The sequence below is a fragment of the Kitasatospora sp. NBC_01246 genome (genome assembly GCF_036226505.1).
Classification (GTDB): domain Bacteria; phylum Actinomycetota; class Actinomycetes; order Streptomycetales; family Streptomycetaceae; genus Kitasatospora.
Map to the genome: position 1 here is coordinate 1,096,583 of NZ_CP108484.1, position 24,295 is coordinate 1,120,877.

Here is a 24,295-nt window from a genome sequence, read left to right on the forward strand (position 1 = left end):
CGGGCGAACGCCTGCGACCGCTGGGACGAAAGGCTTTCACCGCACGATCGCCCGACGCAAGAGGACCCGGCGCGAGAGGACCCGGCCGGGTCGGCAGGCCGGGCCCAGAGCCGGACGGACGGGCCCGGCCGGGCGGGTCACGCCTCCTGGGTGTCGAGCCAGTTCAGCAGGACGGCGCGGTCGGCGAGGGTGCCGGTGGGGTTCGCCGGGTCCAGCAGCCAGTGCCGGATCCGCCCGACGGTCTCCGGATCGAGGTCCAGGTACAGGCGCCAGTGTGCCCGGGTGTGGCAGTTCGGGTCGCGCGGCTCGTCACAGTCGTGGCAGTGGGTGAAGAAGGCGTCCACCATGCGGTGCACGATCAGCTCGTCGGACATGAAGGCCGCGTTTCCCTCTCTCGGTGCGTGCTGCCGGCCTCCACGGGCCGGCGCTCCACTTCCAGGGTGCGGGGCGGCCGACCCGGACGGGAGGGACGAACGTCCCGCGCCCCGGCCCGTCCGGCGCCCGCCCGGGCCCGGGAACGCCGGAGGCCCGGTACCCGTGGGGGTGGGTACCGGGCCGTTCGAGGGGCGGTGGTCAGCCGCGGCCCGAGGACTTCTGCGTGCGACGGGAGACCGAGTCCAGGACGACGGCGGCCAGCAGCACGGCACCGGTGATCATGTACTGGATCGCCTGGGCGGCGTGCACCATGTCCAGGCCCGTGGTGATGGACTGGATGACCAGGATGCCGAGCAGCGCCGACCAGGTCTTGCCGCGCCCGCCGAAGAGGCTGGTGCCACCGATGACGGCGGCCGCGATGGCGCTCATCAGCACGTTGCCGCTGCCCAGCGTCTTGTCCGCCGAGCCCTGCTGGGAGGCGATGAACAGGCCGCCGAGACCGGCCAGGCCGGCCGAGATCATGAAGACCGAGATGCGGACCCAGGCGACGTTGATGCCCGCGCGGCGGGCGGCCTCGATGCCACCGCCGACGGCGAAGATCTGCCGGCCGTAGGAGGTGCGGCGCAGCACGAAGTCGGTCAGCACGACGACGCCGAGCAGGATGACCAGCGGCAGCGGCAGGCCGCTGTCCTGGTTGAGGGTGTAGGCGCCGGCCAGGGCGAGCACCGCGAGGGCGCCGGTGCGCAGCGCTATCTCGCCGGTGGTGCGGGCGGGCAGTCCGGCGGTGGTGCGGCGGCGGGCGTCCAGGAGCTGGCCGCCGAGGAACAGCACGATCGCGAGGACGGCCGCCAGCCAGGCGAAGGCGATGTCGCCGTCGCCCAGGAAGTAGGTGTCCAGGTTGGCGACGACGCCGTCGTTGATGTTGTTGACGGTGCCGAGCTTGCCGAGGACGTAGTCCTGCAGACCGCTCCAGGCGAGCATGCCGGCCAGGGTGACGACGAAGGCGGGGACGCCGATCCTGGCGAAGAAGAAGCCGTGCAGGGCGCCCATGGCCACCGCCGCGACCAGGGCGAGCAGGATCGCCAGGCCCTCGTTGAGGCCCTGACGGACCGCCAGGACGGAGGTGATGGCCGAGGTGACGCCCGCGATGGAGCCCAGCGAGAGGTCGATCTCGCCGAGCAGCAGGACGAAGACGACACCGACGGCGATCAGGCCGGGACCGGCGATCCACTTGGTGATGTTGGTCAGGTTGTCGGCCTGGAGGAAGTGGCCGGTGACGCTCTGGAAGATGACCGCGATCAGGACCAGGCCGATGACGACGGGCAGCGAGCCGAGGTCCCCGCTCTTGATCTTGCGGCGGAACTCCTCCACGTAGCCCGCGACGCCGCCCTGGCGGACCAGCAGACGCGGGTCGGCCACCGGTGCCGGGGCGTTGGTGGGGGTGGTCTGGCTGGTGCTCACTTCGCTTCCTCCGCGATACGTGCCTGACGCCGGGTGACGGCGTTGTCGGTGGCGCCGGTGATGGCGGAGATGATCTCCTCGGGCGAGGTGCCGGCGACCGGGAAGACCCCGTTGTTGCGGCCCAGGCGCAGGACGGCGACGGTGTCGGCGACCGCCCGTACGTCCGCCATGTTGTGGCTGATCAGGATCACGCCGAGGCCGCGCTGGCGCAGCCGCTCGACCAGGTCGAGGACCTGCGCGGTCTGCTCGACGCCGAGGGCCGCGGTCGGCTCGTCGAGGATCACGATCCTCGGGTCGCCGACGAGGGCGCGGGCGATCGCCACGACCTGGCGCTGGCCGCCGGAGAGCGCGGCGATCGGGATCCGCACGCTGGGGATCCGGATCGAGAGCGTGTCCAGCAGTTCCTTGGCGCGCCGCTCCATGGCGACCTCGTCCAGCGTGCCGAAGCGGCGCAGCTCGCGGCCCAGGAAGAGGTTGGCGACGACGTCGAGGTTGTCGCAGAGCGCGAGGTCCTGGTACACGGTGGCGATGCCGAGTGCCTGGGCCTCCTGGGGGCGGGTGACCCGGACCGGGCGCCCGTCCCAGGTGATCTCACCCTCGTCGATCGGGTGAACTCCTGCGATCGTCTTGACCAGGGTGGACTTGCCGGCGCCGTTGTCGCCGACCAGCGCGACGACTTCGCCGGCGTGGACGTCGAGGTCGACATCGGTGAGTGCCTGGACAGCGCCGAAGCGCTTGGAGACCGCGCGCAGCGCCAGTACGGGTGCGCCTGTCACGTGAACCATCTCCTGCGGGGTAGTGCGTGGGGTGGGGTGGGGTTCCTGCGGGCAGGAGGGCCGGCGCTCCCCGGGCGGTACGGGGAGCGCCGTGGCCTTCGAGCCCGGCGGGCGCGCTACTTGACGCCGGCGGTGGTGCAGGCGGCGGCGAAGTCCGCGGTGCAGATGTCGGCGGCCTTGTAGAGGCCGTCGGCGATGACGGTGTCGTTGATGTTGGCCTTGGTGACGACCTTGGGCTCCAGCAGCTTGGCCGGGATGCCCTTGTCCGTGTCGCTGTCCACCGTGGACGGCGCCGCGGCCTTGAGGTCCTTGCCCTGCAGGAGGTTCACGGCCAGCTCGGCGGCGCTGTCGGCGAGCGGCTTGTAGGCCTTGTAGATGGTGTAGGCCTGGTCCCCGGCGACGATCCGCTGGACGGCGTCGAGGCCGGCGTCCTGACCGCCGACCGGGACGCTGACGCCCGCGGCCTTCAGCTGGGTGATGATGGCGCCCGCCATGCCGTCGTTGGCGGAGTAGACGGCCTGGAAGCCGTCCTTGCCCAGCTGGGTGATGGCGGCACCGGTCTTCTGGCCGGCGACGGTGGGCTTCCACTCGCCGGACTGCTCGTAGACCACCTTCTTGACCTTGCCGTCGAGCACCTTGTGCGCGCCCGACTTGAACTGCGCGGCGTTGGGGTCGGCCTCGTCACCGTTGATCATGATGATGTCGGCGTCGGCCGCCTTGGCGCCGAGCGCGTCGACCAGCGCCTGGCCCTGCAGCTCGCCGACCTTCTCGTTGTCGAAGGAGACGTAGGCCGAGACCGGGCCGGTGGCGAGCCGGTCGTAGGCGATGACCTTGACGCCCTTGCCGGCCGCCTCCTTCACCCAGGACTGGGTGGACTTGGCGTCGAAGGCGTCCAGGATGATCACCTTCACCCCCTGGGCGATCAGGGTGTCGAACTGCTGCTTCTGCTTGGCGGCGCTGCCCTCGGCGTTGCTGTACTGCACCTTGCAGTCCGAGCAGAGCGCCTTGACCTTCGCCTCGATGAACGGCCGGTCGAAGGACTCGTAGCGGGTGGAGGAGGCGTTCTCGGGGAGCAGCAGGCCGATGGACTTGCTGTCCCCGGAGCTCGCGGAGTCCTTCTTGTCACTGCCGGCCTTGCCGCAGGCGGCCATCGAAAGGGCCATCGAGACCGCGGCGGTGCCAATGACGACGCGACGCATCGTTGCGTTCATGTGGGGAGTGCCTCCGTGACGGTGCCGCAGCGCTGCGGCGGGGTGGGAGGAGTTAATCCGTCTTCGGCATATGACGTCAATAAGTAAATCCAAGCCCTCACGATTCAGATCTTTTCGTTATCTTCGTGAACGCCTACTCGTCATTGAAGCTTGGAGGAACCTCCGAGTATCAATCTGGCAGGACATGACAGAACGGACATATGGTTTCGCTTCGACGCTCACCACCTGGTGCGAACATGAGAATCGATCCGCGAATCCAAAGGGCCGGTCGCCGATCCCCTGGCTGTCGCACTCTTGACAAGAGCAGAGCAAAATGCTTCGTGCGTTCAAGACTTAGATCAACAGGACGGAAGGCTTGAGGATCTGACGTTCCGTCGGCGGCGGCCGGGATCACCGTGCGGGCCCGCCGGCGCCCGAACGTGGTACAGGAGGGGCGGCCGCGGCGCACCCCCGGAACGCCGTGGACCCGCCGGACGTGATCGTCCGACGGGTCCACGATGTTCGGGAACGTGCTCGTAGGGGGTGCCTACCGGCGGACGGCACCCACCACCCGGGGCCCGGGTCCGCCGGGGCCCCGCACGCTCAGCCCCACCACTGCTCCGGCACGGCGGCCGCCTCCGGAGCACCGCCGGACCGCACCGCCTCCTCCCGCGCCCGGGGGCCGGCCGTCACCAGCAGCTCACCCGGCCCGGCCTCGGCCACCCGGTAGCCGGACTCCCGGAGCACCGCGGCGACCGCCCCGGCCATCGCCGTACGGATGCCCTCGACGGGCGGTGGCGCGGCGTCGCCCGGCCCGCCGGCGCCGTCCCCGCCGGGCTCGGCGCCCTGCCCGGCGTCCTGGTCCGCGCCCGGCGACCAGCCGACCAGCACGCCCTGGGGCAGTTCCGCGATCCGCAGGCCCGAGGGCCCCGAGGGGTCCCGCTCGGTGTCGAACCCGGCACGGGCCAGGGCCGCTGTCACGTCCTCGTAGAGTTCCCGGTGATCCACCATTGGCGCAGCGTAGGCCGGGGACCGCACCCTCCCCGCGCACGGCGCGCGCCGAAACGGTTCGGCTCCCCGGCAACAGCACCCGGGCGCACCATTCCCGGCCCGAAAGCGGCCGGTCAGCGGCACGCACACCCCCGGACGGGCCGACACGAGCGGCCGTCCGGGCCGATGGACGTGCACAGTCGGCCCCCTGCCGACAGCATGACAGAGTAAGCGCTCCATCACTTTGAGCAACGGGGCCAGCGGGTCGGCGGATCCGCGCGCCGGCGACCCCGGCGGCCCCGTATCGAGAGGTCCCATGATCACATCACTCCGCCGGCCGGCAGCTCCGCAGGCGGGCTCCCCGGACGGTACGCAGCGGACGCCGGGGAGCCCGTCGTGAGAGCCCACCAGCAGTCGCGCCCGGGACCGGTCACCAGCACACGCTCGGCGCCCGCGAACAAGGCCGAGGCCCTCGCCGACTGGGCCGACGGCCGGCTCGGCATCTACGCCCTGTCCAAGGCCAACCTGCGCAAGATCTTCCCGGACCACTGGTCCTTCATGCTCGGCGAGATCTGCCTGTACACCTTCATCATCATCATCCTGACCGGCGTCTGGCTGACCCTGTTCTTCCAGCCGTCGATGGCCGAGGTGACGTACGAGGGCTCGTACATCCCGCTCCGGGGCATCCGGATGTCCGAGGCGTACGCCTCGACGGTCGACATCAGCTTCGACATCCGCGGCGGTCTGCTGATCCGGCAGATCCACCACTGGGCGGCGATCGTGTTCGTCGCCGCGATGCTGGTGCACATGATGCGCGTCTTCTTCACCGGCGCGTTCCGCAAGCCGCGCGAGATCAACTGGATCTTCGGCGCGCTGCTGCTGTTCCTCGGCATGTTCGACGGCTTCATGGGCTACTCGCTGCCCGACGACCTGCTCTCCGGCACCGGCATCCGGTTCATGGAGGGCGCGGTGCTGGCCGTCCCGCTGGTCGGCACGTACCTGCAGTTCTTCATCTACGGCGGCCAGTTCCCGGGCTTCGTGATCGTGCCCCGGCTGTTCACCGTGCACATCCTGCTGATCCCGGGGATCATGCTGGGCCTGCTGGTGGCCCATCTGATCCTGGTCTTCTACCACAAGCACACCCAGTTCTCCGGGCCCGGCCGCAAGGAGGAGAACGTCGTCGGCATGCCGCTGATGCCGGTCTACATGGCCAAGGCGGGCGGCTTCTTCTTCCTGGTGTTCGGCATCATCAGCGCGATGGCGGCGATCGCCACGGTCAACCCGATCTGGGCCTACGGCCCGTACCGGCCGGACCAGGTGTCCACGGACGCCCAGCCCGACTGGTACATGGGCTTCTCCGAGGGCCTGATCCGGATCATGCCGGGCTGGGAGATCGGCCTCTGGGGGCACACCCTCAACATGGGCGTCTTCGTGCCTCTGATGATCTTCCCACTGGTGCTCTTCGCCATCTGGACGTACCCGTTCCTGGAGGCCTGGGTCACCGGCGACCGGCGCGAGCACCACATCGCGGACCGCCCGCGCAACGCGCCCGTGCGGACCGGCTTCGGCGCCGCCTGGGTCAGCCTCTACGTGATCCTGCTGATCGGTGGCGGCAACGACCTCATCGCCACCCACTTCCACCTGTCGATCAACGCCATCACCAACGCGGTCCGGATCGGCTTCTTCGTCCTCCCGGTGGTGGTCTTCGTGATCACCAAGCGCTGGTGCCTGGGCCTCCAGCGGCGCGACAAGGAGAAGGTGCTGCACGGCCGCGAGACCGGCGTCATCAACCGGCTGCAGCACGGCGAGTTCGTCGAGGTGCACGCCCCGCTCCCGCAGGGACGGCTGTACACGCTCACCTCGCACGAGCAGCCGCAGCCGATGGAGCTGCCGGCCGAGGTGGACGAGAACGGCGTGGTCCGCCGGGCCGGCCTGCTCACCCGCACCCGGGCCCAGCTCTCGCGCGGCTTCTTCGGCCGGGGCAGCCAGATCGCCAAGCCGACCGCGCAGGAGCACGAGGAGATCACCAGCGGCCACGGCCACCACTGACCTCCCGCACCCCGCACGACCGGGCCCGCCACGCCGTCCAGCGCGTGGCGGGCCCGTCGCGTGCGGCCACCCCGCAGGCTCCGGCACGCGGCCGCCGCCCCGGTCAGGCCCGCAGCGCGACCGGCACCACCGCGAGCAGGGCCGCGGCGAGCGCCACCGAGAGGCAGACGGCCGCCCAGCGCGCGCAGATTCGCCGGCACTCGCTGCGGTAGCGCGCGGCCAGCTGGCGGCACCGCTCCACCGCCCGGTCGACGACGTCCTCGGCGTAGCGCAACCGGTCGGCCGCGTAGGCCCGTTCGAGGTCCTCCCGTTCGGCGGGCGACAGCCAGGGGAACCGGCCCGCGAACGCCTGGGCGTCCCGCTCGGCCGCCGCCACCTCGGCCTCCCAGGCCAGGTAGCCCTCCAGCCGGGCGATCTCCACCCGTGCGTCCACCCGGGGCCGGGCCGGCCCGCCGCCCTTGCCCGGCCGAGGGGTCCGCGCTCTCGGCGGGCGCTCTCTGCCACCCATGACCGCTCCTTGTCCAGCACCCGGGCACCGCGGCGAGCAGCACTGCGGCAGCGGCGCGCACCAGTCGATTGGGTCGGCCGAACGCTCCACCGGCCAGGACAGGCCGGCGGTCGATCGCACCGCAACCACGCAACTACTATCAGTGACCGACGGCGGCCCACGGGACGACTCGCCGGGTCCGGCCGCACCACGGGGCGCCCGCCCGGCCGCCCGCGCTGGGCCGATCGGTGCGACGGCGACCCCACGGAACGCCCGCACGACCGGCGCGGCGGCCCGCCCGGGCGACCCGCCCGCACCCCGAAAACCGGGTGGACACGCTCTGCACACAGGCGTGTACGATCAGCGATCACGGCGGCGCTCTGCCCGACCGCCGGTCCGGCCTGCCCCGGTCCGCCCGGGGTCCGAACCAGGAGGTCAGCCATGCCCGATGCCGGTCGGTTCAGCGAGTCGGGCGAGCAGGGCTCGCAGGCCGTCATGGAGGCGGCCGCGGTGCTGGAGCGCGAGCTGTCCGCCGGGCTGACCGACGCCGAGGCCGCCGGCGACCGGCTGACCGGCGAACACCACGTCGACCAGGAGGAGTTCGACCGCCTGGTGCGCCGGGTCTCGGAGAACACCCACCAGCTGATCGAGGCCGTCAGCAGCCGTCTGCTCGGCAGCACCACCGGCGACGCCGCCGACCAGACCCAGCGCCTCGCCGCCAACGCGCACGACGTCCTCGACCTGCTGCTCAACCTCAGCTCGCTGGCGCCGGCGCTCGCCAACCGGACCATGGAGAGCACCTTCGGGCCCCGGCAGAGCCCGGCCGAGCGCCCCGGCGGGGCCGACGGCCGGCACGGGTGACGACCACCGCCCGGCCGCTCGCCGGCGCCGCCTGCCGGTCGAGCCGGTACTCGCCCGGCAGGCGGCGGACGTGCTGGTGCCCCCTGCTCGTGGGGCAGTGGCCGGTGGCGTACCTGCTGCGGCCGGCCCGGGTCTGGGCGGCGCCGGCACCGATGGCGGCGCTGCTGTCGGTGGTCGCCGCGATCTTCACCATCAACCCGGGCACCTGAGCGTCAGGCGAAGGCCGAAGGCCGGCCGAGGGCGACCAGGCGGTGGTCCTTGGTCCCGACGTAGATCCGGCCCTTGTCGGTGGCCGGCACCGAGAACTTGCTGACCGTGCCGATCGGGAAGGAGCGGCGCAGCTTCAGCGTGCCGTCGACCGGGACGGGGTCGTAGGCACGCAGTTCGCCGCCCTCGCCGTACTGGCCGGTGCCGGACCAGATCACCCAGACCAGGGCGGAGCCGGACCGGGTGCCGTCGGAGGTGACGACGGGTGAGCCGGACATCTTGAGGAAGTCCTCGGCGCTCGTGCCGGCGCTGGTCAGCCGCGGGTCGCCGGCCGCGGTGACGGAGTACTTGAGGGCGCGCAGCCTGCCGTAGTTCTCGACGGTGTAGACGTAGCCGCCGTCGCCGCCCCAGACCGCCGGGTGGCCCCAGACGCCGCCGTGCGGGCCGGTCACGCCGACGGCCCGGTCGGTGCCGCCGGGGCCCTGGCCCATGCCGCCGAGGTCGTCCCGGTCGAGCAGGAAGATCCGGCCGTCCTTGCCGACCTGGACCAGCAGGCGGGGGTGGGCGGGGGTGCCGAAGTGGGCGGCGGGCAGGGCGACCGGGCCGCCGGAGCCGAGGTCGGTGTCCCGCTTGTCGAGGGTCGCGTTGTTGCTGGGGCTGAAGAAGTCCTGCGGGGTGAAGCCGCCGTCGTCGTCGACGGCGAAGCGGATCACCGACTCGCCGAGGCCGCCGGGCGGGCTGGAGCCGGGGCCCCGCGCGGGTGAGGCGCCGGCGCCCTGGCCGTTGGCGGTGGTGAGGATGATCCGGCCGGGTCCGTCCGAGACCGGCCCGCTGCCGGCCATCCAGATGGAGGCCCGCTGGGTGTCGGAGCCGGCCACCGTCGACCAGAGGGTGAGCTTGCGGGTCCGGGTGTCGAGGCCGGCCAGGGTGCCGATGTAGTCGCCGATGCCGCAGAGCGAGCCGAAGCCGAGGTAGAGCCGCCCGTCGAGGAGCAGCAGTCCGGGCCGCTGGAGCGAGCGGTAGGCGTTGAACGGCTTGCCGGGCGCGTTCACCGGGTCCCCCTGGACGGTCACCGGCCAGCCGCTGCGCTCGGCACCGGTCTGCGCGTCCATGGCGTGCACGTAGTAGTGCGGGTGCCGGTCGTCCGGCCCGTCGTCGACCTTGCCGGTCAGGTAGACGGTGCCGGTGCCCGGGTCGTACACGGGGGTGGAGGTGGTGCCGACGTTGGGACCGGGGTCGGAGCAGCCGATCGCGGCGGAGCGCCAGGGGGCGCCCGTCGTCCGGTGCCAGCGGACCCTCCCGGTGGCCGCGTCGACGCCGTAGACGTGGTTGGTCTCGGTGGCGACGACCACGGTCGGGCCGATGACCAGCGGCTGGGCGAACACCTGGCCGTCGAGCGGGGTGCTGAAGCGGATGCCGAAGTCGGAGGCGTCGACCTCGCCGGGGGCGAGCCCCGGTTCGGCCTGGTCCCAGGCGGTGCGTTCGGTGGTGACGGAGACGGTCGTGACGTCCGCGTGGGCGACCGCTGCCGGGGCGAGCAGGGCGATGCCGGTGAGCAGGGCGGCCGCCCGGGCGTACGGTCTGTTGGTTCGGTTCATGGCGCCCATGCTTCGGCGGTGGCGGCACGGCCACCAGCGGGCGTGGTCCAGTCGGCGCACCCGGAGCGGCTCGGCCGCCGCCGAAGGCGGTCATTCGCCCGACGGCGGGGGCGCGGTGATCTATCGTCGTCGCTGCACGCGTCACGGGGCGCGCGACGACGGAGGGCGAGGCACGGTGCGGTTCGCAGTCATCGGCACAGGGACGGTCGGGCGGACGCTCGCGGACAAACTGGTGGCGCTCGGCCACGAGGTGACGCTGGGCTCCCGGAACAAGGACAACGAGACGGCCGTCGCCTGGGCGGAGCAGGCGGGGCCGAACGGGCGGCACGGGACCTTCGCCGACGCGGCGGGCTTCGGCGAGGTGGTGCTGAACGCCACCGGCGGGACGGTCGCGCTGGAGGCGCTCCGGGCGGCGGGCGCCGAGCGGCTGGCCGGGAAGCTGCTGGTGGACGTCTCCAACCCGCTGGTCTTCTCCGCCGAGGGCGAGGTGACGCTGGATCCGGTGAACACCGACAGTGTGGGCGAGCGGATCCAGCGGGAGTTCCCGGAGGCCCGGGTGGTGAAGGCGCTCAACACCCTGACCGCGCCGCTGATGGTGGACCCGGGGCGGCTCCCGGGTGAGCACAACGTCTTCGTCGCCGGGAACGACGCGGGGGCGAAGGCCGAGACGGTCGCGCTGCTGGGCGAGTTCGGCTGGCCGGCGGAGTCGGTCGTCGACCTCGGGGACATCGCGGGCGCCCGGGCGATGGAGATGATGATGCCGTTCTGGCTCCGCCTGATGCGGGCCTACGGCACGGCCGAGTTCAACTACTCCATCAGGCGCGCCGGGTAGCGCGCCGGGAGGCCCGTGCCCCGTCCCCCCGGTCGCGGGGGGACGGGGCACGCCGCTACCGGGAGCCCGGTCCGGCTCCGGCGGGTACGCGCTTCTCGGGCTCGTCCTCGACCGGCTCCGGGGTGCCCCGGGCCGGCCGGGGAATCCGTACCCCGGCCGGGGCGACGGCGCCCGGCCCGGCCGGGGCAGCGGTACCGGCCACGCGGGCCGCCTCGGTGAGCGCCAGCAGGCGGTCCGCCTCGGCCTGGATGGCGTCCTTGTCACCGATCTCGGCGTCCGGCAGGGCGTCCGGCAGCAGGTCCTCGATCAGCCGCAGCGGCCGGTAGGCGAGGCCGAGCAGGCCCCAGACCGCCAGGACGGCGCCGACCACGACGAGCAGCAGGCCCGCGCCGCGCCCCGGGCCGGTGCCGAGCACCAGGCCGACGGAGTCGGCGAGCGCGCCGCCCGGCCGCATCAGCGGCTCGAAGACGTGGTCGGAGAGCGGCCCCGCGGTGAGGAAGCCGAGCGGCATCATCGACATCGCGAGCATCTGGTTGGTGGCCAGCACCCGGCCCTGGAGCTCCATCCCGACCTTGGTCTGGATCAGCGCCATCCAGTGCGAGTTGAGGATCATCAACGCCGCCCAGAGGCCGAAGAGCCCGCAGGCGGTGATGGCCGCCTGCGGCCGGCAGCCGGTGACGACGGCGGCCACGCCGACCAGCGAGGTGAAGCCGATCATGCCGACCGCGCGCCGCCTGGTGCCGCCCCACAGGGCCATCACCAGCGCGCCCGTCAGCGCGCCGACGCCGCCGACGGCGGTGATCACGCCCAGCTGCACGGCCGAGCCGCCGGCCAGCACCATCGGGGTGACCAGCACCGTCGCGACGGCGAACAGGTAGTTGAAGACCACGAAGAAGACCACCATCGCCACCAGGCTGTGCCGGCGCACGATGTAGCGCCAGCCGGTGACCACCTCGCGCAGCAGCGGCTCCTCCTGCCGGTCGAACAGCGCGTCGGGGAAGCGGACCAGCAGCAGGCAGGTGACCCCGGTCAGGAAGGTCGCCATGTCGAAGAGCACCACACCGTGCAGGCCGATCAGCGAGACCAGCACGCCACCGGCCAGGACGGCCATCATGTCGCCCGCACCGGTGCCGAGTTGGGCGAGGCCGTTGGCCTGTCCGAGGTAGCGCTTGGGCACCAGCTGGGTGATCGCGGCCAGATAGGCCGGGCGTTGGAAGGCCGAGCAGACCGCCCCGACGCAGGCCACCAGATAGATGTGCCAGACCTCCAGGAGGTCGGCCCAGAGCAGGAGACCGAGCGAGAGCATCGCGGCCGCGGCCACCGTGTCCGTGACGATCATGATCTTGCGGCGGTCGATCCGGTCGGCCAGCGCGCCCGCGATCGGCAGCAGCAGCACGGCGGGCAGCACCGCCACCACCGAGATCATCGCGAAGTCGAAGGCCGAGCCGGTCTGCTGGTAGACCCAGACGCCGAGGGCGAAGGTGGAGAGGCTGGTGCCGATCATCGAGACGAACTGGCCGATCGCCACCTTGGCGAAGGTGCCGAGCTCGGCCCGGGCCGCCGGCCGCTTGGCCGCGACCTGCTCGGCCACCGCCCCGGTGGCGGTGAACTCGGCCAGCACCCGGGCGAGTTCGTCGGCCTGGTGCTTGAGGAAGTAGTGCCCGGCCCGTGGGATGACGGCCAGGTCGACGGCCTCGCCGAAGTGCTCCCACTCGGCGTACCGCTCCTCGTACAGCTGGGTGGCGCGGTCCTTCTCGCCCACCACGCAGAGGATCGGCGCCGCGATCCGGGCCGGGCGGGCGTCCCCGTACGCCTGGGTGTAGAAGTCCTCCGCCTGCCGGACGTCGTGGCGCAACGCCCGTACCAGGAAGTCCTGTTCCTCCTGGTCGTAGACGTCGGTGAAGCCGCCCATGGCGCGCAGGTAGTCGAGGTAGGAGCGGTTGGAGAGCATCCGGTCGCCGGGCAACCGCTTGGCCATCCACTCGGCGAACCGGCCGGGCAGCCGGGCCGCCGGGAAGGTCCCGCCGAGGGCGACGCCGCGCAGGTCGACGCCGGCCGCCTCCAGCCGGGAGCCGAGCGCGGTGGCGAGCGCACCGCCGAGGCAGTGGCCGTAGAGCAGCACCGGGCCCTCGATCCGCTCGGTGATCTGCTCGACCAGGTGGTCCGCCAGGGCGCCGAGTTCGACGAGCTCGTCGTCGGGCCTGCTCGGATCGTGCCCGGGCAGCTCGACGGCGTACAGCCGGTGGCCGGCCGGCAGCGCGTCCGCGAGCGGCTGGAAGGTGATCGGACTGCCGCCGCCGTACGGCACGCAGACCACGCTCACCTCGGCAGGCGCCGTGCCGCGGGTCAGCCGGTGCAGCAGGGTGCGCGGTCCCTCGTCCCCGGTGCCGGCGGCCCGGGCGTCGAGCAGCGCGGCGAGTTCGCGGACGGTGGGGTGCTGGAACAGGTCGATCACCGAGAGGCCCCGGCCGATCAGGCGGACGGCGTGCACCGCGGAGAAGGAGTCGCCGCCGAGCGCGAAGAAGTCGTCCGCCGGGCCGGGTTCGTCGACGGCCAGCACGGTGCGGTAGGCGGCGGCCACCTCGTGCTCGGTGGCGGAGGACAACGCGCCCCCGCCCTCGGCCGGGCGGGCGGCGGCCGGCTCGGGCAGCGCGGCCCGGTCGACCTTGCCGTTGGCGTTCAGCGGCAGGGCGTCCAGCACGACCAGCGCGGCGGGCACCATGTAGTCCGGCAGCCGGGTGCGCAGCGCGGCGCGCAGGGCGGCCGGGTCGGGGGCGGCCGCCGGGTGGGCGGGCACCAGGTAGCCGACGAGGGTGCGGGCGGCGCCCTCGCCGCGCGCCACCACCACGGCCTCGCGCACCTCGGGGCGGCCGGTGAGTTCGGCCTCCACCTCGCCGATCTCGACCCGGAAGCCGCGGATCTTCACCTGGTGGTCGATCCGGCCGAGGAACTCGACGGCGCCGTCCTCCCGGCGGCGGACCAGGTCTCCGGTGCGGTAGCTCCGGCGGCCGTCGACCCGGACGAACCGCTCGGCGGTGAGGTCGTCCCGACCGAGGTAGCCGCGGGCCACGCCGGCGCCGGAGACGTACAGCTCGCCGGGGACGCCGATCGGCACCGGGCGCCGCCGGGCGTCCAGGACGTGGGCGCCGACGTTGCCGAACGGCAGGCCGAGCGGCGCGGTGGCGGCGTCCCCGAGGTCGGCCGGGACGGCGGCGCCGAGCATCGACACCGTGGTCTCGGTCGGGCCGTAGTGGTTGTGCAGCAGCAGGTCCGGGCGGGCGGCCCGGATCCGGGCCACCAGGTCGGGCCGCAGGGCCTCGCCGGCGCAGATCAGCAGCCGGCCGGGGAGGATCCCGGCGAGCCCGGCGCCGTGGGCCGCGAGGCCCTCCAGGTGGCTGGGGACGAGCTTCATCGCGTCGATCCGGTGGACAGCCGTGTAGGCCGCGAAGGCGTCCGGATCGGTGGCCTGGTCACGGGTGAGCAGGTGCAGGCAGCCGCCGCCGGTGAGCGCGCCGAACACGTTGGTGGTGCCGAGGTCGGCGGCGAAGGTGGAGACCAGGGCCCAGTCCCAGCCCCGCTGGTCGCCGCCGATCCGCTCGCGCAGCCCGTGCAGGTAGTTGCGGACGTTGCGGTGCTCAACGGCGACGCCCTTGGGCGCCCCGGTGGAGCCGGAGGTGAAGATCAGATAGCAGAGGTTCTCCGGGCCGGCCCCGGCCTCGGGGGCCGGGCACGGCGCCACCGGGGCGTCCAGCGGCTCCGGGACGACGACCGGGGTGCCGGCCACCCGGCCGGCCAGGTCGTCGGTGGTGACCACGGCGGCGGCCCCGGCGGCCGCCAGCAGCGCCCGGATCCGCTCGTCCGGGTAGACCGGGTCGAGCGGCAGGTAGGCGCCGCCGGCCTTGAGGATGCCGAGCATGCCGACGACCAGCGCGGCCGAGCGCTCGACCAGCAGCCCGACCGGACGGTCCGGACCGACCCCGAGCGCGCGCAGCCGGTGGGCCAACGCGTTGGCGCGGTTGTCCAGTTCGGCGTAGTCGAGGACGCCGTCGGCGCCCCGGACGGCCGGTGCGCCGGGGGTGCGGCGGGCCTGCTCCTCGACCAGGCCGTGCAGGGTGGCTCCGAGGTCCCAGTCGCGCGGGGCGCCGTCCCACTCGGCCAGCCGGCGCTGCTCGGAGGGGGTGAGCAGCGGCAGCTCGGCGAGCGGCCGGTCGGGGGCCTCGGCCATCGCGTCGAGCACGGTGCTGAGATGGCCGAAGACCCGTCGTACGGTCGGCTCGTCGTACAGCTCGGCGCGCCAGACCAGGTCGGCGCAGAGCTCTCCGCCGTGGTCGACGACGGCGACCGAGAGGTCGAACTTCGCGGTGTCGGTGCCGATCGGCCGCCAGTCGGCCCGCAGCCCGGGCAGGTCGAGGTCGGCCCGGTCCTGGTTGTGGACGTTGAGCATGACCTGGAAGAGCGGGGTGTGGGCGAGTTCGCGTTCCAGGCCGAGGGAGTCGACCAGCCGCTCGAACGGCAGGTCCTGGTGGCCGAAGGCGCCCAGGGTGCCTTCGCGGACCCGCTCCAGCAGCTGCCGGACGCTCGGGTCGCCGGAGAGGTCGGTGCGCATCGCCAGGGTGTTGACGAAGCAGCCGACCAGCGGCTCCGTCTCGCTGCGGGTGCGCCCGGCGACCGGCGTGCCGACCACGACGTCCTGCGCGCCGGTGTAGCGGGACAGCACGGTCTGCAGGGCGGCGAGCAGCACCATGTAGACGGTGCCGCCGGTCTGCTCGGCGAGCGCCCGGATGCGGCGGGTGCGCTCGGCGCCGAACTCGACGGTGATCCGCCGGCCGTCGGTGCCGGCCACCGCGGGACGCGGGCGGTCGGTGGGCACGGTAACGGTGGCGGTGGCGCCGCGCAGGCGCTCCTGCCACCAGGCCTGCTGGCGGGCCAGCTCGTCGGCCAGCTCGGTCTGCTGCCAGTACGCCACGTCGGCGTACTGGAGGGGCAGCGGCTCGAAGGCCGGTGCGCGGCCCTCCCGGCGGGCGCCGTAGGCGGTGGCGAGGTCGGCGAAGAACACGCCGATCGACCAGCCGTCGGCGGCGATGTGGTGCAGCACCAGGCTCAGCACCGCGCCCTCGGCGGTGCGCAGCAGGGTGGCCCGGACCGGCAGGTCCGCCGCGAGGTCGAACGGGCGGCGGGCGTCCTCCTCCAGCCGGGCGTCCACCTCGTCGGCGGGGATGTCGGCGGTGGCGAGGATCAGCGGGGCGGCGGTCAGCGGCCGCGGCCGGACCTCGCCGTCGACGGTCGGGTAGACGGTGCGCAGCACCTCGTGCCGGTCGAGGACGTCGGTGAGCGCGGCGGCCAGTGCGGCGGTGTCCGGCTCGCCGGTGAGGTGGAGGGCGAGCGGGATGTGGTAGGCCGCGCTGTCCGGCTCGTACTGGGCGAGGAACCACATCCGGCGCTGGGCCGAGGAGAGCGGGGCCGGGGTGCCCTCGGGGCGGGGCGCGACGCCCCGGCGGGCGGGCTCGCCGGTGCCGGCGTCCCGGGCGGCCTTCGCGGCCTTGGCCGCGGCGAGCCGACGGCGGAGCAGCTCCTGGCGTCTCGCCTCCCGGTCCGGCCGGTCGCCGGTGGTGTGCTGGTCGCTCATACCGTCTCCCCCGTCAGTGCGCCGATGCCGTCCTCGGCGTCCATGCCGTCCATGCCGTCGATCTCGTCGATCTCGTCGAGCAGTCGCTCCTCTATTCGGCGGGCCATCGCGGCCAGCGTGCGGGACTCGAAAACGCTGCGCAGCGGCAGGTCGATCTCGAAGGTGTCGCGGACCCGGGCAGCCATGCGGGTGGCGAGCAGCGAGTGGCCGCCGAGCGAGAAGAAGTCGTCGTGCCGGGAGACCCGCTCGACGCCGAGGACCTCCTGCCAGAGGTCGGCCAGCAGTTCCTCGCAGTCGCCCTCCGGCGGGGCACCGGCACCCCCGGAGGGCGGCACCGGCAGCGCGGCCCGGTCGATCTTGCCGCTGGGGGTCAGCGGCAGCCGGTCGAGCAGGACGAGCGCGGCGGGCACCATGTAGTCGGGCAGCCGGGCGCCGAGCGCGGTGCGCAGCGCGTCCTCCCCGACGGTGCCGTCGGTGACGGCGTACCCGGCGAGGACGGGACCGGCCGGGCCGTCGGCCAGCCGGGCGGCGCCGGCGGTGACACCGGGGACGGCGGTCAGCGCGGCCTCGATCTCGCCGAGTTCGATCCGGAAGCCGCGCAGCTTGACCTGGGCGTCGGTGCGGCCGTGGTACTCCAGCCGGCCGTCGGCGCGGCGGCAGGCGAGGTCGCCGGTGCGGTACATCGGCGCGCCCTCGGGGCGGCCGGGCTCGGGGACGAACCGCTCGGCGGTGAGGTCCGGGCGGCCGTGGTAGCCGAGCGCGACACCGTCGCCGGCGATGCAGAGCTCGCCGATGCCGTTGACCGGGACGGGCCGCCCGGCCGTGTCGAGCAGGTGCAGCCGGGTGTTGGCGACGGGCGCGCCGAGCGCCACCACTCCTCCGTGGGCGGCGAGTTCGGGCGTGACCCGCTGGATGGTGGACCAGACGGTGGTCTCGGTGGGGCCGTAGAGGTTCCAGAGCGCGCCGGTGCGCTTCAGCAGGGTCTCGGCGAGGTCTGCGGTGAGCGCCTCGCCGCCGCAGAGCGCGGTCAGCCCGGGTCTGCCCGGCCAGTCGGCCTCCAGCAGCAGCCGCCAGGTGGCCGGGGTCGCCTGGAGGTGGGTGACCGCGCGCCGCTCCAGCCAGTCGGCCAGCGCACGGCCGTCGGTGGCGGTGGCGCGGTCGGCGATCTCCACCCGGGCGCCGGTGACCAGGGGCAGCCACAGCTCCAGGCCGGCGATGTCGAAGGTCACGGTGGTGACGGCGGCCATCACGTCGCTCGCGGTGAGGCCGGGTTCGCGGCCCATCGAGGTGAGGAAGTTGACGATCGCGCGGTGCGGGACGGCCACGCCCTTGGGCGTGCCGGTGGAGCCGGAGGTGTAGAGCAGGTAGGCGCGGTCCTCCGGCCCGACCGGGACGGCCGGCAGCTCCGGTGCGGCGGCCGCCTGCGGGCCGTCGACCAGGACGACGGTCCGCCCGTCGAGCAGCGCGTCCCCGGCGGTGGACCGTTCGGCGACCAGCAGGGTGACGCCGGCGTCGTCGAGCACCGCCCGGTTGCGGGCCAGCGGCTGGTCGATGTCGAGCGGCAGGTAGGCGGCGCCGCTGCGCAGCACGCCGAGCAGGGCGGCGGGCAGCAGCCGGCCGCGCCGGACGGCGACCGCCACCAGGGTGCCGGGGCCGGCCCCGTGCCCGGCCAGCAGATGGGCCAGCCGGCCCGCGGTGGCGTCGAGTCCGGCGTAGTCGAGGACGCCGTCGTCGGCGGAGACGGCCACCGCCTCCGGGGTGCGGGCGGCCTGGGCGGCGACCAGCTCGTGCAGACGGAGGTCGGGCAGCGCCGCCGCGGGGCCCTCGGCGGGCGCCACGGCCTCCGGCCCGGTGGCCGGGAGCATCGCCAGCTCGCCGAGCGGGCGGTCCGGTTCGGCGACGGCGGCGGCCAGCAGGGCCACCAGGTGGTCCAGCGCGGCCCGGACGGACCGCTCGTCGTAGCGCGAGGTGCGGTACTCGGCGGAGAGCAGCGGGCCCTCGGCCGGGAACTCCAGGAACAGCGACAGGTCGGTCTTGGCCGTGCCGTTGCACACCTCGGCGACGAACTGCAGGCTGAGGCCGGGGAGTTCGAGGCCGGCCACCGGGTGGTTCTGGACCGCGAGCAGGACCTGGGCGATCGGTGAGGCGGTCAGCCCGGCGGAGCCGCCGACCCGGCGGACGTGCTCCAGGAACGGGTAGCCGCTGTGCTCGGCGGCCTCCAGCACCACCGGACGCACGCGCGCGACCAGTTCGCGGAAGGTGTCGGTGCCGGCCGCGTCGAAGCGGAGCGCGACGGTGTTGATCAGCGAGCCGAGCACCTGCTCCAGCTCGGGCACCGGCCGGACCGCGAACGGGCTGAGCACCGCGAGGTCCGTGCGGCCGCTGTAGCGGTGCAGCACGCCGCCGAGCGCGGCCAGCACGGCCATGTAGAGGCTGGCGCCCTCCTGCGCGGCCCAGCGCTCGGTGGCCCGGATCAGCTCGGTGTCGAGCCGGCGGGCGATCCGGCGGCCGGCCGTGTCGTACGGGTTGGGGTGCGGGCGGTCGCCGGGCAGGTGCTGGTCGGCGTCGAGGCCGAACAGCCCGTCGCCCCAGCGCAGCGCGCCGTCGCGGGCGGCCGCGTGGGCGCGCTCCTCCCAGCGGGCGATGTCGGAGAACTGCAGCTGAGGCTCGGCGAGTTCCCCGCCCTGGTAGGCGCGGCCGAGTTCGGCCAGCAGCAGCCCGGCGGCCCAGCCGTCCATCGCGGCGTGGTGGACGGTGATCAGCAGCTCGTGCCGGTCGGTCCCGGTGCGCACGGCGAGGGCGCGCAGCAGCTGCCCCCCGGCGAGGTCCAGCGCCCGGGCGGCCTCGGTGCGCAGCGCGGCGTCCAGCTCCTCCTCACCGGCTCCGGCGAGGTCGAGCAGCGGCACGTCGACGGGGTACGGCGGGCGGATCTCCGCGGTCACCTCGCCGTCGCGGTCGGCGAACGCGGTGCGCAGCACCTCGTGCCGGCGGACCACCTCGCTCAGCGCCCGGCCGAGGGCGAAACGGTCCAGCGTGCCGACGGCGCGGAAGCGCAGCGGCACGTTGTAGAGCGGACTGCCGGGCTCCAGCGACTCGTGCAGCCAGAGCTCGCGCTGGAAGCCGGTGGGGCGGGCGGGCAGCGCGGCCTCCCGCACGGGCGGGGCGACGGACGGACGGCCGCCGCCCCCCTTGGCGACCCGGACGGCGAGCGCGGCGACGGTCGGCGCGGCGAAGAACTCGGCCAGCGGGACGCGGGTGCCGTAGGCGCGCTCGATCCGGGCGAGCAGTCCGGCGGCGAGCAGCGAGTGCCCGCCGAGGTCGAGGAAGACGTCGTGCACGCCGACCCGCGGGACGCCGAGCAGTTGCTGCCAGAGCTCGGCGATCCCGGTCTCGACCGGGGTGCGGGGCGCGACGAACAGCTCCTGGTCGCCCCGGCTCCGGGCGACCGGCGGGAGCGCCCTGCGGTCGGTCTTGCCGTTGGGGGTCAGCGGCAGCCGCGCCAGCACGCCGACGGCCAGCGGCACCATGTAGCCGGGCAGCGCCGCGGCGCAGTGCGCGCGCAGCTCGGCCGCGGTGGGGTCGGCGGCGCCGGGCCCGGGCTGGACGAAGGCGGCGAGGTAGTCGCCGGCCTCGTCCCGCTGGACCACGGCGGCGGCGGCCTCGACGGCGGGGTGGGTCGCGAGCACCGCCTCGATCTCGCCCAGCTCGACGCGGAAGCCGCGTACCTTCACCTGGTGGTCGACCCGGCCGTGGTACTCCAGCTCCCCGCCCGGCAGGCGGCGCACCAGGTCCCCGGTGCGGTAGCAGCGCTCGCCGTCGACGGTGACGAAGCGCTCCTCGGTGAGGTCCGGGCGGCCGTGGTAGCCGCGGGCGAGGCCCTCGCCGGAGAGGTACAGCTCACCGATGCCGCCGTCCGGTACGGCGCTCCGGCGCTCGTCGAGCACGTGGCCGGTGGTGCCGGGCAGCGGGCGGCCGATCAGCGGCTCCTCGCTGCCGCCCCGGTCGACCAGCGACCAGGTGGAGTAGACGGTGTCCTCGGTGGGCCCGTAGAGGTTGTAGACCCGCTCGACCCGCGGTTCGCCGTAGACCTGGTCGGCCAGCCGGCGCGGCAGCGCCTCGCCCGCCAGGTTGACCACGCGGACGCCGCCCGGCAGGCCCCTGCCGCCGGGAAGGGCGCCACCGCGCAGCAGCGCCGCCATGGCGCTCGGCACGGTGTTGACCAGGGTCACCTCGTCGCGGGCCGGCAGCTCGGGCAGGGCGAGGACGTTCTCCGCCACCACGACCGTGCCGCCGACGGCGAGCGGGAAGAACAGCTCGTAGACCGAGATGTCGAAGCAGACCGAGGTGCCGAACAGCACGCCCGCGACGTCGGCCGGCCCGTAGGTCCGGGCGGCCCAGCGGAGCATCGCGTTGACGCCGCGCTGGGTGACCGCGACGCCCTTGGGCCGGCCGGTGGAGCCGGAGGTGTAGAGGACGTAGGCGAGGGAGTCGGCGCCGGCGCCCGGGGCGAGCGGTGCGCGGGGGCTCTCGGCGTCCGTGTACAGCAGGGTCGCGCCGGCGCCGGCCAGCAGGTGCTCGTGGGCGCGGTCGGTGAGGACCACGGGCGCCTGCGCGTCGCCGATCACCAGCTCCAGCCGGTCCCGCGGGTAGGCCGGGTCGAGCGGCACGTAGGCGCCGCCGGCCCGCAGGACCGCCAGCAGGGCGATCACGAGGTCCGCCGTGCGCGGCAGGCAGACCGCCACCAGGGTTTCGGCGCGTACTCCTGCGGCGGCCAGGCGGCCGGCCATCGCGTCGACGGCGGCGGCCAGCTCGCGGTAGGTCAGCCGCCGGTCGCCGTCGATCACCGCCGTCGCCCCGGGGGTCCGGCCGACCTGTGCGTCGACCAGATCGGCCAGCGAGGCCGTCGGGTCCGGTGGAGCCAGTGGAGGAAGTCCCGTCGAACTCATCAACTCTCCTGAGGGATGGCCCTGCGCCGACTTGTGGTCGGCTGGAAATGGGCGGTGTGCCCTCGGAGATGGTGGGGTAACGGTCTCCGGATGACCAGCACATCTCCATCACTCGTTCGATATGCCGGAAAGATCACCTGCCCATCACCACGGAGCGGTACGAGTACGTGACGGTTCGTCGACGATTCCTGCCGGTTGCCGAAGCCCGTGACATCCGCGCGCGGTGCCGATACGGTCTCCCCAGTAGCCGACGGGGCATCAGCTCCGGGGCGGCAAAGGGCCTTCGACCTCGGATGTCTTGACCTGAACCCGTCATTTCGGTGCCTGAAGCAGCGTCAGCCGACCACCCCCGAAGGCTCACGACCCCCTCGGCAGCGCCCGCCGTGCGCGGCCGGCCGCACCACCGCCGCGCGACCGCGCGATCCGGCCCGCCTTCACGCGGTACGCACATGTCCGCAGCGGGTCCGCCCCTTCGCCCGGATTCCGGCGGATCGGGGCGGCCCGGCCCCGTCCAGACACCCGGCCCGGCACCCGACCGGCGCCCGCCCCTGCACCCGGCCCGGCGCCCGGGTGCAGGGGCGGGGCTGCGGCGGCCCCGCGAGGGGTGAGAATGGACGCCATGTCCCGACGCCGCTCCGCGCCCCGCGCCGCCACCCCCGCACCCCGCCTGCTGCCCTCCTCGCCCTGCCCCTGCGGCCTGTCCGCCGCGTACGGCGACTGCTGCGGCCGCTACCACCGGGGCCTGGCCGCCGCGCCGACCGCCGAGGCGCTGATGCGCTCGCGCTTCAGCGCCTTCGCCGCCCACGACGAGGCGTACCTGCTCCGCTCCTGGCACCCCGACACCCGGCCGGACGCGATCGACGTCGATCCCACGCTGCGCTGGACCGGGCTGGAGGTGCTCTCCACCACCGACGGCGGCCGCTTCCACGCCGAGGGCACCGTCGCCTTCCGCGCCCACTACACCGAGGGCCGCGACCAGGGGATCCTGACCGAGCACAGCCGCTTCGTCCGGTACGAGGGCGCCTGGGTGTACCTGGACGCCCTCGCGGTGGACTGACCGGCCCCCGGACCGGACCGGGCCGGACCGGGCCGGGGGCCCTGACCGGGCCGCCGGCGGCGCACCGGCGGCGGCTACAGGTAGTCGTCCAGCCGGGCGAGGGCGAAGCCCTGCGCGGTGACGTCGTTCACGACCTTGCGGAGCAGGTCGGGCATGGTGCCCGGCCACAGGTCGGTGCCCCGGAAGTGGGTGAGGATGATGTCCCCCGCGTGCAGCCGCTGGTCGTCGTAGCGGTACTCCATGTGGTCGGGGAAGGCCTCCTCGTTCCAGAGCGGCACCGCCTCGATGCCGCAGGAGGCGGCGGCCCGCAGGGTGTCGTCGTTGTACTCGCCGTACGGGGGCCGGAACAGCCGGGGCCGGGTACCGATCTGCCCCTCCAGCTGGTCCTGCTGGCGGCAGATCTCGTCCCGCTGCACGTCGTAGCCGAGCACCTTGAGGTTGCGGTGGTTGATGGTGTGGTTGTTCACCGCGTCGCCCTGGGCGGCGAGGTCGCGGAAGTAGCCGTAGTCGGCGCGCGCGAGGTAGTCGGCGACGAAGGTGCTGAGCGGGATTCCGAGCTCCGCCGCCATCCGGGAGAACTCCGGGTCCTTCTCCGCGCCGTCGTCGACGGTCAGGAAGACGATCTTCTCGTCGGTCGGGACGCGGTACACCACCGGCGGCCGCCCGTCCTGGAGCCGCACCCCCTGCACCGGCTTCAGCTCCGGCTTGGACACCGGTGGACGCGGCGCCCGCAGCGGCAGCCGGTCCACCCCCCAGCGCCGCGCGGTCTCCAGCGCCTCGCGGACGGCCGTCTCCCGGCGCGCCACCGCCTCGCTGCTGGTCTCCTCCTCCGCCCGGGCCAGACCGGGCAGCGCCAGCGGCACGGCCGGCGGCCGGGGTCCGCCCCGCTCGGCGGTGGAGGTGGCGGCCGGGGCGGCCGGGGCGGGGGCGGCGCTCAGACCGGCCCGCGAGGACGGCGCCTGGTGTCCGGTCGGCGCGGCGCAGCCGGCGATCACCGCCGCCAGGCAGACCGCCGCCACGAGGCCGGTTCCGGCCCGGCGACTCCCCCTCAGCCCTCCATTAATACGATGATCTGATGGTGTGTCCATGGAGCACTGCTCCCCCGCCACGCCCACCGGCCAATCCCACCGTCACCCACCCGGCGCAACACCGGTCCGCGCAGGTCACCGGGCCGTCCAGCCCGGATAACCGTTCGCGCCGGGCACCGTCCGACGCCGATAATCCGGCGCATGACCACCACCACCCCGCGCACGAACGACCGCTGGGCCATCGAACGGGCCGATGTGAACTCCGAGGAGGCGCAGGCACTGCTGCGCGCGTACTACATCGACGTCGCCAACCGGTACTACCGGCTGCACCTGGGCCGGGACGGCACGCCCGAGGAGATCGAGACCGGCCTGGCCGACTCCCCCAGCGACGACCTCGCGGAGCCGACCGGCCTCTTCCTGCTCGGCCGCCTCGGCGGGGCCCCGCAGGCCTGCGCCGGCCTGCGGGTGCTCGACGACCGCACGGTGGAGCTGACCAGGGTCTTCGTCCGGCACGCGGCCCGCGGCACCGGCGGCGGCGGGCTCCTGCTCGCCGCCGTGGACGAGGGCGCCCGAGCACTCGGCGCCGAGCGCGTCGTGCTCGACACCCGGCTCGACCTCGTCGAGGCCCGGGCGCTCTACACCCGGCACGGGTACCGCGAGATCCCGGCGTACACCAGCGGGGCGTACGCCGAGGTCTGGTACGGCAAGGACCTCACCGAGCAGTAGGGGCAAGGCGGTTGACGCCGGTCGCGACCCACCGGCCGGCGGGGCGGGGGCTGGAGGGAGCAGTACGCGCGGCGGCCCCGAAGTCC

General features: G+C 74.0%; 15 protein-coding genes. 5 read left to right on the top strand and 10 right to left on the bottom strand.

The genetic code is table 11. The features are described from left to right. Positions 1-137: 137 nt before the first annotated feature. From OG618_RS04950 to OG618_RS04970, 5 genes are all read right to left on the bottom strand, one after another. Positions 138-374: a hypothetical protein gene (locus OG618_RS04950; RefSeq protein WP_329485940.1), complete on the bottom strand. Its 237-nt coding sequence runs from the start codon at positions 372-374 to the stop codon at positions 138-140. A 199-nt stretch (positions 375-573) separates the two neighbouring features. After that, positions 574-1,836, bottom strand: coding sequence for a sugar ABC transporter permease (locus OG618_RS04955; protein WP_329485941.1), 1,263 nt, complete (start codon positions 1,834-1,836; stop codon positions 574-576). Further along, complete coding sequence (locus tag OG618_RS04960; RefSeq protein ID WP_329485943.1) at positions 1,833-2,621, bottom strand: ATP-binding cassette domain-containing protein; 789 nt, start codon at positions 2,619-2,621, stop codon at positions 1,833-1,835. The genes OG618_RS04955 and OG618_RS04960 overlap by 4 nt, the downstream gene beginning before the upstream one ends. 107 nt (positions 2,622-2,728) lie before the next feature. Beyond that, a complete protein-coding gene (locus OG618_RS04965; protein WP_329485944.1) occupies positions 2,729-3,823 on the bottom strand; it encodes a sugar ABC transporter substrate-binding protein in 1,095 nt (364 codons plus the stop codon). Between the two features lie 582 nt (positions 3,824-4,405). After that, the gene (locus OG618_RS04970; RefSeq protein WP_329485945.1) at positions 4,406-4,813 is read right to left on the bottom strand and encodes a hypothetical protein; all 408 of its coding nucleotides are present in this window, start codon (positions 4,811-4,813) and stop codon (positions 4,406-4,408) included. Between the two features lie 375 nt (positions 4,814-5,188). Here OG618_RS04970 and qcrB point away from each other — a divergent pair, with 375 nt between their 5' ends. Beyond that, positions 5,189-6,841, top strand: coding sequence for a cytochrome bc1 complex cytochrome b subunit (gene qcrB / locus OG618_RS04975; protein ID WP_329485946.1), 1,653 nt, complete (start codon positions 5,189-5,191; stop codon positions 6,839-6,841). Positions 6,842-6,944: 103 nt separating this feature from the next. On the opposite strand, the gene OG618_RS04980 is transcribed toward qcrB, so the two are convergent. Then, positions 6,945-7,349 (bottom strand): cytochrome C oxidase subunit I, encoded by a 405-nt coding sequence (locus OG618_RS04980; RefSeq protein ID WP_329485947.1) that lies wholly within the window; start codon positions 7,347-7,349, stop codon positions 6,945-6,947. A 420-nt stretch (positions 7,350-7,769) separates the two neighbouring features. On the opposite strand from OG618_RS04980, the gene OG618_RS04985 reads away from it, so the two are divergent. Beyond that, the gene (locus OG618_RS04985) at positions 7,770-8,189 is read left to right on the top strand and encodes a hypothetical protein (RefSeq protein WP_329485948.1); all 420 of its coding nucleotides are present in this window, start codon (positions 7,770-7,772) and stop codon (positions 8,187-8,189) included. 212 nt (positions 8,190-8,401) lie between these two features. Here the strand turns inward: OG618_RS04985 and OG618_RS04990 are convergent, their stop codons facing one another. Then, the gene (locus tag OG618_RS04990) at positions 8,402-9,994 is read right to left on the bottom strand and encodes an outer membrane protein assembly factor BamB family protein (protein ID WP_329485950.1); all 1,593 of its coding nucleotides are present in this window, start codon (positions 9,992-9,994) and stop codon (positions 8,402-8,404) included. Positions 9,995-10,169: 175 nt separating this feature from the next. On the opposite strand from OG618_RS04990, the gene OG618_RS04995 reads away from it, so the two are divergent. Further along, positions 10,170-10,826, top strand: coding sequence for an NADPH-dependent F420 reductase (locus tag OG618_RS04995; protein WP_329485951.1), 657 nt, complete (start codon positions 10,170-10,172; stop codon positions 10,824-10,826). Between the two features lie 55 nt (positions 10,827-10,881). Here the strand turns inward: OG618_RS04995 and OG618_RS05000 are convergent, their stop codons facing one another. Next, positions 10,882-16,452 carry a non-ribosomal peptide synthetase/MFS transporter gene (locus OG618_RS05000; protein ID WP_329485952.1) on the bottom strand — a complete coding sequence of 1,857 codons (5,571 nt, stop codon included), beginning with the start codon at positions 16,450-16,452 and terminating at the stop codon, positions 10,882-10,884. Further along, positions 16,449-21,398, bottom strand: coding sequence for a non-ribosomal peptide synthetase (locus OG618_RS05005; protein WP_329485953.1), 4,950 nt, complete (start codon positions 21,396-21,398; stop codon positions 16,449-16,451). The genes OG618_RS05000 and OG618_RS05005 overlap by 4 nt, the downstream gene beginning before the upstream one ends. A gap of 619 nt (positions 21,399-22,017) precedes the next feature. On the opposite strand from OG618_RS05005, the gene OG618_RS05010 reads away from it, so the two are divergent. Beyond that, positions 22,018-22,455 (top strand): YchJ family protein, encoded by a 438-nt coding sequence (locus OG618_RS05010; RefSeq protein ID WP_329485954.1) that lies wholly within the window; start codon positions 22,018-22,020, stop codon positions 22,453-22,455. 74 nt (positions 22,456-22,529) lie between these two features. On the opposite strand, the gene OG618_RS05015 is transcribed toward OG618_RS05010, so the two are convergent. Continuing rightward, on the bottom strand, positions 22,530-23,474 hold the full coding sequence (locus OG618_RS05015) for a polysaccharide deacetylase family protein (protein ID WP_329485955.1): 945 nt from the start codon (positions 23,472-23,474) through the stop codon (positions 22,530-22,532). A 210-nt stretch (positions 23,475-23,684) separates the two neighbouring features. Here OG618_RS05015 and OG618_RS05020 point away from each other — a divergent pair, with 210 nt between their 5' ends. Further along, on the top strand, positions 23,685-24,209 hold the full coding sequence (locus OG618_RS05020) for a GNAT family N-acetyltransferase (RefSeq protein ID WP_329485956.1): 525 nt from the start codon (positions 23,685-23,687) through the stop codon (positions 24,207-24,209). Positions 24,210-24,295 lie beyond the last annotated feature (86 nt).

Coding starts and splice junctions, on each gene's coding strand:
- OG618_RS04950 (WP_329485940.1), bottom strand. CDS start 374: ATGTCCGACGAGCTGATCGTGCACCGCATGGTGGACGCCTTCTTCACC.
- OG618_RS04960 (WP_329485943.1), bottom strand. CDS start 2,621: ATGGTTCACGTGACAGGCGCACCCGTACTGGCGCTGCGCGCGGTCTCC.
- OG618_RS04965 (WP_329485944.1), bottom strand. CDS start 3,823: ATGAACGCAACGATGCGTCGCGTCGTCATTGGCACCGCCGCGGTCTCG.
- OG618_RS04970 (WP_329485945.1), bottom strand. CDS start 4,813: ATGGTGGATCACCGGGAACTCTACGAGGACGTGACAGCGGCCCTGGCC.
- OG618_RS04980 (WP_329485947.1), bottom strand. CDS start 7,349: ATGGGTGGCAGAGAGCGCCCGCCGAGAGCGCGGACCCCTCGGCCGGGC.
- OG618_RS04985 (WP_329485948.1), top strand. CDS start 7,770: ATGCCCGATGCCGGTCGGTTCAGCGAGTCGGGCGAGCAGGGCTCGCAG.
- OG618_RS04990 (WP_329485950.1), bottom strand. CDS start 9,994: ATGAACCGAACCAACAGACCGTACGCCCGGGCGGCCGCCCTGCTCACC.
- OG618_RS05000 (WP_329485952.1), bottom strand. CDS start 16,452: ATGAGCGACCAGCACACCACCGGCGACCGGCCGGACCGGGAGGCGAGA.
- OG618_RS05005 (WP_329485953.1), bottom strand. CDS start 21,398: ATGAGTTCGACGGGACTTCCTCCACTGGCTCCACCGGACCCGACGGCC.
- OG618_RS05010 (WP_329485954.1), top strand. CDS start 22,018: ATGTCCCGACGCCGCTCCGCGCCCCGCGCCGCCACCCCCGCACCCCGC.
- OG618_RS05020 (WP_329485956.1), top strand. CDS start 23,685: ATGACCACCACCACCCCGCGCACGAACGACCGCTGGGCCATCGAACGG.